We start from the raw sequence: 14,422 nt of genomic DNA, 5'->3' as shown, positions 1-14,422 counted from the left end.
ATATAGATTTTGTTTTATCTATAGAATTATTTGAAGAAAAGTTTAGGAGATTTGTTATGGCTTTTTGGGATGATATTGTCAAGGGAGCTGGCGATATTGCAAATGGGACTTTAAAAGTTGTTGGAGATGGAGTGAATGCCACAACGAAAATTGTTGGAGATGGATTTAACACAACAACTAAAGTTGTAGGTGATATCGCAAATACTACTTCAAAAGAAATCGGTAAAGCATTTAATGGTGCAAAAGAGAAAATTAACGATAGACCAGAGGATATGGCTATTAAGGTATTAGAGCAAGTTGCTAAAATACCAGTTGTTAAAGTTGATCGAAATCAATTTCTTATGGATAAGTTTGGAAAAGGATTGAGCAGAGATCAGGTGAATCAACTACTATTAGACGGTCCAGTAAACATGGTTGACAAAGAACGATTGGATAAAGTTGCGAAAACATGTATTATGGATAATGTATTGATGGCAAGCGGAGCATCTGTATTAGCGGGATTACCAGGAGGAGTTGCTATGGCAATTACAATCCCTGCTAATGTTGCACAATATTATGCGATGTCTTTAAAATTAGCTCAAGAGCTGGGGTATATCTATGGTTTCCAATATTTATGGTCTGAAAAAGATAAGCTAACAGAAGAGGCACAAGATACATTGTTACTATACTTGGGAATTATGTTGGGTGTATCAGGAGCTGCTGCAATTTTACGTGCAGGTGGAGTAGCGATTGGAAAACAGGCTTTAAAATCAATTCCTCAAAAAGCTTTAACTAAAACGATGTATTATCCAATTTTGAAAAAAGTTCTAAAAATCTTTGGAATTAGTCTTACTAAAGGGACTTTTGCAAAAGGGGTTTCTAAAGTTTTACCAGTTGTTTCAGGTGTAATCTCAGGCGGAATGACATTTGCTACTATGAAACCTATGGGAGAGAACTTGCAAAAAGAACTTTCTAAGATGATTAATTATGATACAAAACAATATGAACAAGATCTCGAATCGATTCGTAAAGAAGCTGAAGTTATAGAAGAGTAAATTGATAAAACTTATTAAGTTCGATTGAATAAGATAACTTTAATAATCGATAAGATTTAGTGTTATTAAACAGACCACTATAGAAAAAAAGCACTCCCGCGGGAGTGCTTTTCTTGTGTCGATATAGTTCCCATCATTGAATTTTATAAGGATGGTATATGAGTTCTATTAGTAATGAATATTAATGGAGACTTCCGCAGTGAGAAAAGAGTCTGAAACGGTATCATTTCAGACTCTCGGAAGATTTGAGACAGTGGGCTCAAATCTTAGGTATGGAATCCCAAAGGGATTCGCTACCGTCCGTCCTCACCTAAGGAAGGTCTCCAATTATATTTTTAAATATATGTCCTATTCATCTGGCCGGTATTCTAGGATATCTCCTGGCTGGCAGTCGAGTTCTTTGCAGATGGCTTCAAGGGTGGTGAAGCGGATGGCTTTGGCCTTGCCAGTTTTGAGGATGGAGAGGTTGGCTGTGGTGATGCCGATTTTGTCGGCTAGCTCGTTGGATTTCATCTTTCGCTTGGCTAGCATGACATCTAGATTGACGATAATCATGGCAACCTCCTTAAATGGTTAGCTCATTTTCTTCTGCGATCTCAATCCCTCTCTCTAAAATTTTGCCAAGGACCCAGACAATTGCAACGGCTAGGAGAAGATCCGAATTAAAGGAGAATTGGAAGGTGAAGGGAAGGAGATAAACATCACCACCGGTTTCAAGTGTGCCAGACATAAAGGTTAAAACCAGCAAGACCTTCCAAGCTCGGTTGCAAAGATCAATGTTGGAGTGAGAAAAGATCTTTTCTTGGTAAAGATTTTGGAGGAAGGTGCGAATGGTGATGAGAAGAAAAATATAGATAGCACTGGAGGTTAGTGGGAAGAGCAACTGCCAGAGAGGTTGCGGATGTTTGGGGAAGAGCTGGATGCCATTCACATCAAAGGACAAGCGACCTGATTGAATGAGATCTTTAAAAAGCCCCATGCGGGAAAGCAGGTGGACGACCAGTGCAGCCAGGGTCATAAAGCCACAGAAGTAAATGAAAGCCGTTAAGACTTCAATGACATTTTTTAAGGTTTTTGAGTTTTTCATCGCAAGCCTCCTTAAAGTTTTTTTATTTTTCACTTATAGTATACTCCTTATAAAAAAATAGTCAACGAAAAAGTATCGAAAAACGATAAAAAAATAATGATAAACAAAATATTGTTTTTGAAAAACGGGTATTCTGTGCTACAACTGGTCAGTTTAAACTTAGGAAACCACTACATAGAGGGGAATTTTACTATACTTTCGATTTAGGGTATACTAGTGTAAAGATCTTATTCCATGGAGGTAGTAAAATGAATCTAAAATGGAAGAAAAAATACCTGGGGCCGATTTTGGGACTGGTCGGAGCAGCTGTTCTGATCGGTGGGGTCTATCTCTACTCTAGTTCCAACATCCAACCAGACCATCAAAAGGAATTTAACCAGACCAGCAAGAAGGTCACCAAGCCAAAAGAAAAAGCCATTGACTTGAGTGGCGATTATGTCTCCAATGAACGGGACGAAGCCAAAATCGAGAAAAAAGGCAAGGCCTGGAAGATCGATTACCAAACGGCTGACGGTAAGGTAGCTGCTGAATTTAGCACGGATTGGAAGGTTGAAGGGTCTAACAAGGTTTCGACAGGCAAGATGAAAAAGTCCGATGGCAATACCGATTTTACAGTCACTGTTCGCGTCTTCAAATATAAGACGGATAAGAAGCCTTTGATTACGGTCACCATGTCCGATAAAAATCCCGACCACGAGATGGTCTTTGCCAACCGGGAGGATTTTTTCAAATCGACAGATCCAAATGATGTTGTCCTTGATGGCAATCTCTCACCGTTTGAAGGTGCTTATTCCAATGATACTTATGAAAAGGAAATCGCCGATTCCGGCTTTAAACTTTATGGCTATACTCCAGAAGAATATTACCAAAACAAGACAAACGCCTTTCCAAGCATTGTAAATGGTGAGACTGGCTGGACTTTCTGGAGCGGAGGCACTCGGGCAAGTTACCTGCTCAATAAAGAAAAAGAGCCTAAGAAACGAAAAGGCTATTATGAAGTTTATTTCACTGGAGCCAATGCGACTGCGATCCAAGGGCAAGAGCAAATCTTGTACTTGATCCCAGCAGGTGTGACAGGTCCTGATGGAGTGGCTTCGCAAGAACGTCGGATTCTCTTTGGGGATGTGGCCTTTCGGGATTACCATCTAGAGTGGTGGAAAGCCTACCCGCAACCGAAAAAAGAGAAAGACTTGGATATTGCAGCCATTAACGGAGGCGATTTCTCAAGCCTAGCTGGAACCTGGCGCAATGGCAAAGGGGCTGAGATCGTCATCCAAGCAGATGGGAAAGTCAAGGGCCAAGGTAGCCTCAAGGCCGTTGCGGACTCAGATAAGAAGAGCAAGATCCCTTATGTTGAAATGAAGATGGGTGAGACCGGTGCGGCGATTGGACTGCTGAAAATTGGCTTCCAAAATCCAGATGGAGACCAGTCTGACACCAGCAAGCCACGTCTGGTGCTCACGCAATCTGCAGGAAACTACCCAGCTGATCAATATTTCTACCGTCAATAAAAGAGAGTGGGACAAAAATCGGCAATTCGTTAGAATTCGATTTCGTCGTCCCACCTCTGTACAGTTGAGTAGGGCTGTAAAAGCTGATGAAATCAGCGTAGTAGAGCCCACTCAACCACTGCGTCTTGCTCGACAATCCAAAGACAATTGAGAGACTAGGACTTTTGTCCCAGCCTCTTTTTTTACGGTAAGAAAGGCTCGTGGGGTCTAGGAAATTGTTAGTCTCTAGCATTAAAAGGAAAAATATGCAAAAAAGACTTGACAAAGCAAATGATTAGCAGTATTATTAACTAGTTAATTAACTGATTAATAAACTAGTTAATGAAAATGAAAAAGAGGTGAAGGATGATAAGGAGAAAAATGAAGGTGCTGGGACTCTTGTTCCTCGGTTTCTTTCTACTTGCAGGTTGTGCTAGCCAAGTAAATGCAGGCAAGCCCCCTTCTAAAAAAGGTCTTAAAATTGTCACGAGTTTTTATCCCATCTATGCCCTGGTCAAGGAAATCTCTGGGGATCAAAATGACATCTGGATGGTTCAGTCCGGTGCAGGGATCCATGATTACGAGCCCTCAACCAAGGAAGTGGCTCAGATCTATGATGCGGATGTATTTGTCTATCATTCTCAGACCCTGGAATCTTGGGCCGGTCGCTTAGATCCTAACCTACAAGGTTCTAAGTTACAGGTGATCGAAGGTAGTCAAGGAATGACACTTGATAAGGTGGCTGGATTAGAGGATGTCGAGGCTGGGCAAGGAAAAGAAGCCAAGCACCTGTATGACCCGCATACCTGGTTGGACCCTGCGAAAATTGCAGAGGAAGGAAAGATTATCGCTCAGCGCTTGGGAGAGATCGATCCAAAGAATAGGAAGCTCTATCAGGCCAATGCCCAAAAGCTTGAAAAGCGCTGTGAGGAACTAGTAGCCCGCTACCAGCCTGTCTTTGACAAGGCCAAGCAAAAGACCTTTGTGACCCAGCATACGGCCTTTTCTTATCTGGCCAAACGCTTTGGTCTCAAGCAGTTGGGGATTGCAGGGATTTCCCCTGAGCAGGAACCAACCGCCCGGCAATTGGCAGAGATTCAGCAGTTTGTCAAAGATTACAAGGTGAAAACGATTTTTGTGGAAAAGAACACGTCGTCAAAAGTGGCAGATAGTATCGCCAAGGCAACAGGGGCGCGTGTCAAGGTCTTGGATCCACTGGAAGCCGATCCGCAAAACGATAAGGATCTATTAGAAAATTTAGAAGAAAATATGGCGACTTTAGCCAAGGAATTAGAGGAGTAAATCAAGAATGAAGAAAAAGGGAACGATTGGATTGGTAGCGACCTTGGGAATAGGACTATGTGCCTATGCGCTCAGTCAGCAACCACAAGCTAAGGAAGAGAAAAAGAATCAGATTCAGTATCTACAGGCAGAAAAGAAAGCGTCATCGACTGCCTCCAGCAAAAAGGAAGACAGCATCGAAGCGGTCAATGCCAAGGAAAAGACTCAAGCGGAGCAGATTGTCATCAAAATTACGGATGAAGGCTTTGTCACTTCTCATGGAGATCATTTTCATTACTATAGTGGTAAGGTCCCATTTGATGCCATCTTTAGTGAGGAGTTGATTTTGCGAGATCCAACTTATCAGCTCCAAGAAGCTGATATTGTCAGCAAGGTCAAGGATGGCTATATCATTAAACGCGCTGGTAAATACTATCTCTACTTAAAGGATGCGCAGCATACGGTCAATGTGCGCTCGATCGAAGAGATCGCTCAACAACAAAAAGGAGGCGCTAAAGAAGAAGGGGAAACGGGATCGGTGCAGGCGAGCTCCTCGCACAAAGGGGTTAAAACTCGAGATTTTCGTCAGCCAAGTCAAGCGCTAAAAGAGGGGAAGACCCTTGAAACGCTGACTGCTAAAAACCATTCAGGAGGAGGCTATCGTACGGACGATGGTTATGTCTTTAGCCCTGGAGATGTCATTTCAGATACAGGAGACGGCTTCATTGTGCCCCATGGTGGACATTACCATTATATTCCAAAGAGTGCCTTATCTGCTGGCGAGTTAGCAGCGGCCCTCTCTGTCCTAGGCGGTCAAAGTGGCCAACAGGCTGGAAGCTCGTACTTAGCAAGCGCAAACCCAAGTGTAGAAGCAGGTAAGAATCAAGGGACTCCAAATCAAGCCTCCCCAAGCTTAGGAAAACAAGCGAGCAGTCAGCCGTCTGCTAGTCCAACCCTTACACAGACGACCCCAACGATTTCTAAACCTGTAAGCTCGAAACCGAGTCCAACTCTCAGCAATCTGATGGAAGAATTGCAAAAAACCCCTCTGACTTCTCGTCATGTGGAATCTGATGGTTCTGTCTTTGATCCAAGTAAGATTACCAAGTGGACCGATCAAGGGATTGTCTACCCTCACGGGGATCATTTCCACTTTATCCCTTACAGCTCCCTATCTCCTTTAGAACGTGAGCTGGCGCGGCAATTCCAACTGCTTCGGGCCCAAGGTGCTACTACACCTGCTGAAATAAGTCCAAACCGGCCTTCAAGTCCAAGTACAAAACCAATTGGCCATGAGCACGAGCATGAACACGGAGATAGTCACGAGCATGAACATGGGGACAGTCATGATCACGAGCACGAAGAGGAGCACGATCATGGTTTCCATGCAGACATGGTCATCAGTAAGGACGAGGACGGTTACATGGTCGCTCATGGCAACCACGCTCATTATTTCTATAAAAAGGACCTCTCTCCTCAAGAGATTGCAGCAGCAGAGGCAACTCTGGCAGGTAAGAAAGAAGAGGATAAGGGACAGCCACTGACAGATGACGTTGCCAGCTATTCTCGCGATGCCTCAGATGAGGAAAAGATCCAGTACATCAGCAAGACCTACGGTGTCCCTCGCGAGGCCATTAAGATTTCCAATGGTTTCTTTGTCTTTAATAATCCAGACCAAGAATACGATCCGACCCACATCCATCCTTATGCCGTTCGGAAGGAACATGTCCGCATCCCACTTGAAACTGGCAATCCTGAACTAGACTTTATCAATGAACTCTATGCAACAGCGCTTCGTTCGGGGATTTCTCCTTATAGCCTCCAGATTGAAAATGGTCAGTTTGTCATCCCGCACGGCGATCACAACCACTACATCAAGGTGCGTTCAGCAGGACTAGCAGACTACTTAGCCCACCGTCTTCCAACCATCCAATCTCCTTACAAAAAAGGAGACTTGGACAAGAAAGTTGTAGAGGACAGGGTCAACCAGCTCTTAGCAGAAAGCCGCAGTCTCTATGCTTCTGATCCATTGCAACAACGACGGATTGAGCTGATCTTGGGCCACTTCTTGGAAAATGTCAAGAGCTTCCCAAGTAACTCAACAGAGGGCTATCTAGCCAGTCTCAAACAGGTTGATGAGCAGTACATTCATGCGACCCAAGCGGTCAAACCAAAAGAAGAGACAGCCCTAGATCGTCGTTACCAAGAATTGCTGGAACAAGTGCGCTTGCTAGACACAGAAGCCTTCCAATTGAAGAAGGAAGAGTTGGTCTCTCAACTGCAGGAAGCCTATGCTGCCAAGGACAGCAAGCGTTTAGAGCAGGAAGGGAAGCTATTAGAAGCTGTTCAGGAGATGCAAGATCGGACGGGTGTGACATCGGTCGACTATCTCAAGTACTTCTATCAAAGCTTGAGCGATGCGCGCTTGACACCAGAATTGCGCACCAAGGCAGCAGATCTAGCTTTGAAACTCTATCGGGCCCAAGCCTTTGAAGAGGCCTGGGATTCCAAGTCTCACTTTATGGAACTCTACCAAACCAAACAGGCAATTGACCAGCTCTTCTCTCAAGAAAAAGGCCAAACCTATCCTATTGAAAAAACAGTTTTGGATCAAAAAGGAAGTCAAACCCCATCCTACAACGTAGCGGTTTATGATTTCCTCAAAGGTTTGTATGGAGAGTTGGATAAGGCGACAGAAGCACGTCAACAGAACAAGATTTTGACAGCCCTCTCAGAGCAAATCCAGTCGCTCTTGCCACAAGTCGAAGACCAAGGCAAACGAGCTGCTTTTGAAGCAGGCTTGGCTCAGCTTAAAAATGAGACCGATCCAGACAAGGCTATTTCAAGTGGGGAAGCACTTCTACGCGAAATCAGTGATACCATTGAAAAGCAAAAACAAAAGCAAACCGAAGAACCTCAAATTGGGGATGTCGCTCTTTATCAACAGCTCTATAACCAATTGATGGCCCTGCACCAACAATTGCAGGACAAGGGAGCTAGTGATGCGGTATTTGATCGCTTAGAAGCTCTCTTTGACCAATTGGCTAATCCAAAGAGTGATAAAGCAGCCTTACTACAGGCCATCCAAGCCTTCCAGGCAGAGTTGGCAGCAATGCCATCTGCAAACGAAGCGGGCAAACCAGCTACCACGGTTGAAACGCCTGTCGCTACAGAAACTCCGGTGGAAAAAGAAGCAGCAGCTTCAGAAGGAAGCAAGCCTGCCACAACTGAGACAGAAACAGAGCCTGCAAGCGCAGCTGTAACAGAAGCAAGCACGCCAGATACTCCATCTCCTCAGAACCAATAGAAAATAGAAAAGAGAGTGGGACAGAAATCGGTAATTCGTTAGAATTCGATTTCGTCGTCCCACCTCCGCACAGTTGAGTAGGGCTGTAAAAGCTGATGAAATCAGCGTAGTAGAGCCCACTCAACCACTGCGTCTTGCTCGACAATCCAAAAATAATTGAGAGGCTAGGACTTTTGTCCCAGCCTCTTTTTGCGTTTTAGTGAATAGAAGAAGTGGTCTCTTTTTTCAGTAGTTGAGCCTCACTCCTTGTGTTCTAAGAGCAGTGGTGAGGAAAGCTCGACTGCTTTTTTTCGCTTGAAAAATGTGGCCATTTGAACCAGGATGCGGGGAACCGTCTGCCATTTTTTCCAAGCTTGAAAGCGGGTATCGATGAGCTGCTTGGCCAATCGTTCTAGCATCTCCCGCTCAGTTGGATCCAAATCCTGGGCATTTTGGAGGATTTCTTTGGCCTTAGCTAGCTGCTTGAGATCGGTTAGATCATTGATGGAAGTGATGCCGGCATCCAGAAAAATACCAAAAAAGGTGTCAAAAAACTTCTTGCGCTCGTCTGCCGATGTTTCGCGAACCCATTGCTTCAAGGTCAGATCGGTCTGCTGGCTATCGGGGCTGGTTTCAGAAACGGTCACAAAGCTATAATCCTTAGTTTCCCAAGTAAAGGCATCGTGCTGGGCAAAGCCACCAAAGGCGTGACTCTTGACAATGGTCGTCGGTTCTGGCACTTCCAACATCATGCCAACAATGGACCCTTGAGGGACAAAGCGACGAATGTTTGGAGACGTGCGCTGGTAGCCTTCGGTCTCGATAATGGCCTTGTTGAGGCCAGGAGCATCGTAGCTGTAGATCGCGTCGACCCGTTCAAATAAGGAATCAGGTAGATACGAGCAAGCATAGGTCGCAAGGTTGCCCCCTTTGGAGTGACCGGCTACTAAGAAACGTCCTTTTGGAAATTCCTTCATGACATGTTGCAGGTAGCTGGACGCGCGCTTCTGAGCTGGTACATGGTCCATATAGGTCATGTGGAAGTCTTCCTTCCAGCCGATCAAGGTGTCATCAGTCCCTCTGAAAACGACCAAATACGTATCCAGACTAATCCGATAGGTCATGGCCGCAAACTGTTTTTGCACATCGGGATCGTACTCATCGACGTAGTTGAGGAGTTTGATGTTTTTAAAGCGCTTTGAAGTAGCCAACTCATCGACTAATTGCAGGTGCTGGTTACTCACGATGAAATCGGTGGTCCGATCGATCAGTTCCATCGCATCAGACAGGCGCACTGGAATTCCTGTTGTATCTCCTTGAGGCACAATGTGTCCAAAGGGCAGATAGGTCAGCTCTGTCAATGCGAGGACATCCAGCTCCTTGAAGGGGCGGTCATATATGGAATCGTAGGTCACTTCTTTTAGGTAATCAAAAATAGTTGACATCTGTGCCTCCCGTGTCTTATTTCTTTCAGTATAGCACAAAAATGGGAGTAGAAAAAGCTCTTACTGTTAAGAAGGCTACGCTCGATCTTTTTCTCTGCTGTTTAATCTGTTATAATAGGAAGAAGAAAAAAAGAAGGAAAGAAAGCCATGCATAAAATTCTCTTAGTGGAAGACGATGAAATTATCCGCCAACAGGTCAAACAATTATTGGAACAATGGGGCTATGAAGTGGTTGCAGTAGAGGATTTTATGGATGTCCTCGGGATCTTTGTTGAAAGTGACCCTCACTTGATCCTCATGGATATTGGCCTGCCTCTTTACAATGGCTACCACTGGTGCCAAGAGATTCGCAAGGTTTCAAAGGTTCCGATCATGTTTCTTTCTTCACGGGATCAAGCCATGGATATTGTCATGGCCATCAATATGGGGGGAGACGACTTCGTCACCAAGCCTTTTGATCAAAATGTGCTCCTTGCCAAGGTCCAAGGGCTCTTGCGCCGCTCTTACGAATTTGGCACGGATCAAAATCTGCTGGAGCACCGGGGAGCCATCCTCAATCTCAAGTCTACGGACTTGATGTATGAAGGGGAAGTCATCAAGCTGACCAAGAATGAATTTCAGATCCTGCGCGTCCTATTTGAACATGCGGGCAGTATCGTGGCGCGTGATGACATGATGAAGGAGCTCTGGAATAGCGACTTCTTCATTGATGACAATACCTTGTCTGTCAATGTGGCCCGCCTTCGCAAGAAATTAGAAGAGGCTGGCTTGTCAAACTTCATCGAAACCAAGAAAGGCATCGGATACGGGTTGACCCATGAATAAATTTGGAACGATCTTCTGGCAGTATGTGGTATCCCGCAGGCGCCTACTCTATCTATTGGTCATCTTTTTGATGATTGATTTGGTCTTTGCCTATCTCTTTCCAGAGACGGGGACGGTTTTTCTCTATGCGACCCTAGTGCTTGGCTTTTTTGCCTTCTGTGTCTTGGTCTGGGATTTCGCCATGACCCTTCGGGACTACCGCAAAGCCACACTATATGAGGAAGTTGAGGTTGCCTCACCACTGGAACACCTCCTTTATGAAAAATACACGGAAGAACAGCAGGCGCGCTTGGAGGAAGGGAAGACAGCCCAGGCCAAGTTCAATGACCTGATGGATTACTATACCCTCTGGGTTCACCAGATTAAGACGCCCATTGCGGCTAGTCAGCTCTTGGTCCAAGATGTCGAGACGCCCATTGTCAAGCAGCAGATGGAGCAGGAGCTCTTTAAGATTGACTCCTATGCCAATCTGGTTTTGCAGTACCTGCGACTGGAGAGTTTTCATGATGATCTGGTCTTAAAGCGCGTGTCGGTAGAAGACTTGGTCAAAGAAGTAGTCCGCAAGTATGCCCTCTTTTTTATCCAAAAGAACTTGACCGTGGACCTACATGATTTGGAGCAGGAGGTCATCACCGATCGCAAGTGGCTCCTGGTCATCATCGAGCAGCTCTTGTCCAATAGCCTCAAGTACACCAGCACCGGTGGAATTGAAATCTATTTTAAAGACCAGACTCTCTATATAAAAGATAGCGGGATTGGGATCAAAAATAGCGATGTCCTTCGCGTCTTTGAGAGGGGCTTCTCCGGCTATAATGGCCACCTGACCCAGCAATCCTCAGGGCTGGGACTCTATCTATCTAAGAAAATCGCAGAGCAATTGGGCCACAGGATCACCCTCCATTCAGAGGTCGGTCAAGGCACGACCGTTGCCATTCACTTTGAAGAGAAGAAGTTGGTCATGGATTAGGATTTCCCCATCTTACAAAAATGTAAGAAATAAAGGTCAAAATGAAAGGTTAGGTTATGGTAGCCGCCTTTTATTTTTTATACAATAGTCTCATCAAATGAAGGAGGTCAAGAAAATGAAACTCTTGAAATGGATGAAACAACCCAAAAAGATTAAGAAACCAAATAACCAAACCGATTTGGAAAAGACGGAATTTGGTCTCCAAGTCCTACAACAAACCCAAGAATTTTTCTTGATCTACTAGTAAAAGGAGAAAAGTATGTCATTGCTAGATGTTCAACATATCAAAAAAATCTACAAAACCCGCTTCCAAGGAACGCAGGTTGAAGCCCTAAAAGATATCCACTTCACCGTGGAGAAGGGTGAGTATGTCGCTATCATGGGGGAATCAGGATCCGGTAAATCGACACTTCTCAATATCCTAGCCATGCTGGACCAGCCGACGGAAGGCCGGGTCTACCTCAATGGCACCGACACCTCGACCATCAAAAACAAGGATGCCTCCAGTTTCCGTCGGGAAAAACTAGGCTTTGTCTTTCAAGATTTCAACCTGCTCGATACCTTGTCTGTCAAGGACAATATCCTTCTGCCCTTGGTCCTCTCCCGCAGACCGGTCAAGGAAATGATGAGCAAGGTCGATAGCGTCAGTCGGGAATTGGGCATCCACCAACTGCTTGAAAAATATCCCTACGAAATCTCTGGTGGGCAAAAACAACGGGTAGCCGTAGCACGGGCTATCATCACCTCGCCAGAAATCCTCCTTGCTGATGAGCCAACAGGGGCGCTGGATTCCAAGTCTTCAGCTGCGTTACTAGATGTCTTTGAAGATATTAATACCATGGGCCAAACCATTCTCATGGTGACCCACTCGACCGCAGCAGCAGCTCGGGCCAAGCGCGTGCTCTTTATCAAGGACGGGATCCTTTACAACCAGATTTTCCGCGGAGAAAAGACGGAGCGTCAGATGTTCCAAGAAATCTCGGATACTCTGACGGTCATGGCAAGCGAGGTGGAGTAGATGTTTCGATTAACCACTAAACTAGCTTGCTCCAATCTGATCAAGAACCGCAAGCTCTATTATCCCTTTGCGATTGCGGTCATTCTCGCAGTGACCATCGCCTACCTCTTTGACTCCCTGACCTTTAATCCTCACATTCATGAGCTTCGAGGGGGAGATCCCATGATATTTACCCTGGTCTTGGGACTGTTCGTGGTCAATGCTGCGGGAGCTATCATCGTGCTCTATGCCAATAGCTTCGTCATGAAAAATCGCTCCAAGGAGCTGGGGATCTACAGCATGCTAGGCCTTGAAAAACGCCATCTCATCAGCATGATCTTCAAGGAACTCTTGCTTTTTGGCTTTCTAACCATCTCAGCCGGTGTCTTGATTGGAGCCCTTTTTGACAAGCTGATCTTTGCCTTTCTCTTGAAACTCATGAAGATGAAGGTCCAGCTAGTGTCCACCTTCCAACCTGGGATTGTGGTCTTAGTTTTTGTCACCTTTGGTCTCATCTTTGCCCTTTTGATTCTTCTCAATGCTTGGCGCATTCTCCGTTTGAATGCCTTGCAGTTGACGCGTGAGAAGGCTAGTGGTGAAAAGAAAGCTCGCTTCTTGTGGCCCCAAACCATCCTGGGCCTAGCCTCTCTCGGTTTTGGCTACTACCTGGCTTTGTCTGTCAAAGACCCCATGTCTGCGATTTTGATCTTCTTTCTAGCTGTTGTCTTGGTTATGATCGGGACCTACCTGCTCTTTAATGCTGGGATCACTGTCTTCTTGCACCTTCTTAAGAAAAAGAAGAGTTATTATTACCAACCCAACAACATGATCTCGGTTTCTAACCTCATCTATCGCATGAAGAAAAATGCAGTGGGGCTTGCGACCATTGCCATCCTCTCGACCATGGTGCTGGTGACGATCTCTGCTGCAACCAACATCTATGTCGGTAGCGAAATGGTCAAGAAAATCATGGCTCCTCATGATTTCTCAGTCCAAGGAAAAGGGGTAGACCTGGAGCAGATTAATCAGAAATTTGATGAATTTGCTTCTGAGCATCATCTTGAGATCAAAAATCGCGATCTGATGACCTATGCCAACTTTGGGGTCAAATCACAAAAGGGTACGGATTTCACCGTCTATCCAGCTGATGAACGCAGCGTCACTCCTAAAACTGTCTTTATGGTCTTTGATACAGCTAGCTATGAGCAAATGACCGGAGAAAAGGTCGATCTGACCGGCAACCAAGTCATCCTCTTTGCTCATAACAAGGCTCTGATAGGGCAAAAGCAGTTCACCATCAATGGGAAAGATTTCCAAGTCAAGGAAGAAGTGACCAAGGATTTTATCACCGATCACGTGCCCAATCAGTTTAACATGCTGACGGAGGATTTCAACTACCTGATCGTGCCAGACCTCTCAGCCTTTGTCGCTCAGTTTCCGGATCTTGCCATCAATACCAATATTTATGGTGGCTTCAATGTCAATGTTGACGAAGGCCAGCAACTCAAGCTGGCAGCCAGCTATGACAAGATGATCGATGAATTGAGTAGCCAACAGGCCCAAGGAACATTTATCTATGGAGGCAACCGAGCCAATGATGTGGCAGAGTTGAATAGCCTCTTTGGTGGCATCTTCTTTATCGGTATTTTCTTGTCATTGATCTTTATGGTCGGAACCGTCATCGTCATCTACTACAAGCAAATCTCAGAAGGCTATGAAGACCGTGACCGCTTCGTCATCCTCCAACAGGTGGGGCTCGATGAAAACGAGGTCAAACGGACCATCAACCGTCAAGTGCGGACCGTCTTCTTCCTCCCTCTCATCTTTGCCTTTATCCACCTGGCCTTTGCCTACCATATGATCCGCCTCATTCTTAAAGTCCTCGGTGTCATCAATAGTGGCCAAGTCCTCGTCGTAACCCTCAGCGTTTGTGGTGTCTTTCTCGTCACCTACCTGATCGTCTTTTGGATCACCTCTCGGAGCTACCGTAAGATTGTGCAGATTTAAGAA

Annotated in this window: 12 protein-coding genes; 9 read left to right on the top strand and 3 right to left on the bottom strand. The window is 45.3% G+C overall.

The window, feature by feature from the left end:
* Window positions 1-56 precede the first annotated feature (56 nt).
* Window positions 57-1,034 carry a hypothetical protein gene (locus O3642_RS08675; protein WP_371605807.1) on the top strand — a complete coding sequence of 326 codons (978 nt, stop codon included), beginning with the start codon at window positions 57-59 and terminating at the stop codon, window positions 1,032-1,034.
* A 348-nt stretch (window positions 1,035-1,382) separates the two neighbouring features.
* Here O3642_RS08675 and O3642_RS08670 read toward each other — a convergent pair whose 3' ends face one another.
* Together O3642_RS08670 and O3642_RS08665 are read right to left on the bottom strand one after the other, a co-directional pair.
* Entirely contained in the window at window positions 1,383-1,589 is a 207-nt protein-coding gene (locus O3642_RS08670; protein WP_003006064.1) for a helix-turn-helix transcriptional regulator, read from the bottom strand.
* Between the two features lie 10 nt (window positions 1,590-1,599).
* The gene (locus tag O3642_RS08665; protein ID WP_371605806.1) at window positions 1,600-2,121 is read right to left on the bottom strand and encodes a DUF2975 domain-containing protein; all 522 of its coding nucleotides are present in this window, start codon (window positions 2,119-2,121) and stop codon (window positions 1,600-1,602) included.
* A gap of 248 nt (window positions 2,122-2,369) precedes the next feature.
* On the opposite strand from O3642_RS08665, the gene O3642_RS08660 reads away from it, so the two are divergent.
* The 3 genes from O3642_RS08660 (at window position 2,370) to O3642_RS08650 (ending at window position 8,199) form a co-directional block, all read left to right on the top strand.
* Window positions 2,370-3,632 (top strand): DUF6287 domain-containing protein, encoded by a 1,263-nt coding sequence (locus O3642_RS08660; RefSeq protein WP_371605805.1) that lies wholly within the window; start codon window positions 2,370-2,372, stop codon window positions 3,630-3,632.
* Between the two features lie 345 nt (window positions 3,633-3,977).
* Window positions 3,978-4,913, top strand: coding sequence for a metal ABC transporter solute-binding protein, Zn/Mn family (locus tag O3642_RS08655; protein ID WP_155171448.1), 936 nt, complete (start codon window positions 3,978-3,980; stop codon window positions 4,911-4,913).
* A 7-nt stretch (window positions 4,914-4,920) separates the two neighbouring features.
* Window positions 4,921-8,199 carry a pneumococcal-type histidine triad protein gene (locus tag O3642_RS08650; RefSeq protein ID WP_371605804.1) on the top strand — a complete coding sequence of 1,093 codons (3,279 nt, stop codon included), beginning with the start codon at window positions 4,921-4,923 and terminating at the stop codon, window positions 8,197-8,199.
* A gap of 239 nt (window positions 8,200-8,438) precedes the next feature.
* Here O3642_RS08650 and O3642_RS08645 read toward each other — a convergent pair whose 3' ends face one another.
* A complete protein-coding gene (locus O3642_RS08645; protein WP_371605803.1) occupies window positions 8,439-9,623 on the bottom strand; it encodes a DUF2974 domain-containing protein in 1,185 nt (394 codons plus the stop codon).
* A gap of 147 nt (window positions 9,624-9,770) precedes the next feature.
* On the opposite strand from O3642_RS08645, the gene O3642_RS08640 reads away from it, so the two are divergent.
* The 5 genes from O3642_RS08640 (at window position 9,771) to O3642_RS08620 (ending at window position 14,419) form a co-directional block, all read left to right on the top strand.
* A complete protein-coding gene (locus O3642_RS08640) occupies window positions 9,771-10,448 on the top strand; it encodes a response regulator transcription factor (RefSeq protein WP_049505925.1) in 678 nt (225 codons plus the stop codon).
* Window positions 10,441-11,415: a sensor histidine kinase gene (locus O3642_RS08635; protein ID WP_371605802.1), complete on the top strand. Its 975-nt coding sequence runs from the start codon at window positions 10,441-10,443 to the stop codon at window positions 11,413-11,415. Before O3642_RS08640 ends, O3642_RS08635 begins: the two co-directional genes overlap by 8 nt.
* Window positions 11,416-11,530: 115 nt before the next feature.
* A complete protein-coding gene (locus O3642_RS08630) occupies window positions 11,531-11,659 on the top strand; it encodes a hypothetical protein (protein ID WP_256263169.1) in 129 nt (42 codons plus the stop codon).
* Window positions 11,660-11,674: 15 nt separating this feature from the next.
* Entirely contained in the window at window positions 11,675-12,433 is a 759-nt protein-coding gene (locus tag O3642_RS08625; protein WP_006596750.1) for an ABC transporter ATP-binding protein, read from the top strand.
* Window positions 12,434-14,419: an FtsX-like permease family protein gene (locus O3642_RS08620; protein ID WP_371605801.1), complete on the top strand. Its 1,986-nt coding sequence runs from the start codon at window positions 12,434-12,436 to the stop codon at window positions 14,417-14,419.
* Window positions 14,420-14,422: the final 3 nt, after the last annotated feature.

This window comes from Streptococcus sp. 27098_8_66 (assembly GCF_041431945.1).
In the GTDB taxonomy this organism is placed as follows: Bacteria; Bacillota; Bacilli; order Lactobacillales; family Streptococcaceae; genus Streptococcus; species Streptococcus dentalis.
Note: the sequence above shows the minus strand (reverse complement) of the source record. Positions and strands in the feature narration are given on the sequence as shown.

Coding starts and splice junctions, on each gene's coding strand:
- O3642_RS08650 (WP_371605804.1), top strand. CDS start 4,921: ATGAAGAAAAAGGGAACGATTGGATTGGTAGCGACCTTGGGAATAGGA.
- O3642_RS08635 (WP_371605802.1), top strand. CDS start 10,441: ATGAATAAATTTGGAACGATCTTCTGGCAGTATGTGGTATCCCGCAGG.
- O3642_RS08630 (WP_256263169.1), top strand. CDS start 11,531: ATGAAACTCTTGAAATGGATGAAACAACCCAAAAAGATTAAGAAACCA.
- O3642_RS08645 (WP_371605803.1), bottom strand. CDS start 9,623: ATGTCAACTATTTTTGATTACCTAAAAGAAGTGACCTACGATTCCATA.
- O3642_RS08620 (WP_371605801.1), top strand. CDS start 12,434: ATGTTTCGATTAACCACTAAACTAGCTTGCTCCAATCTGATCAAGAAC.
- O3642_RS08655 (WP_155171448.1), top strand. CDS start 3,978: ATGATAAGGAGAAAAATGAAGGTGCTGGGACTCTTGTTCCTCGGTTTC.
- O3642_RS08665 (WP_371605806.1), bottom strand. CDS start 2,121: ATGAAAAACTCAAAAACCTTAAAAAATGTCATTGAAGTCTTAACGGCT.
- O3642_RS08670 (WP_003006064.1), bottom strand. CDS start 1,589: ATGATTATCGTCAATCTAGATGTCATGCTAGCCAAGCGAAAGATGAAA.
- O3642_RS08625 (WP_006596750.1), top strand. CDS start 11,675: ATGTCATTGCTAGATGTTCAACATATCAAAAAAATCTACAAAACCCGC.
- O3642_RS08640 (WP_049505925.1), top strand. CDS start 9,771: ATGCATAAAATTCTCTTAGTGGAAGACGATGAAATTATCCGCCAACAG.
- O3642_RS08660 (WP_371605805.1), top strand. CDS start 2,370: ATGAATCTAAAATGGAAGAAAAAATACCTGGGGCCGATTTTGGGACTG.
- O3642_RS08675 (WP_371605807.1), top strand. CDS start 57: ATGGCTTTTTGGGATGATATTGTCAAGGGAGCTGGCGATATTGCAAAT.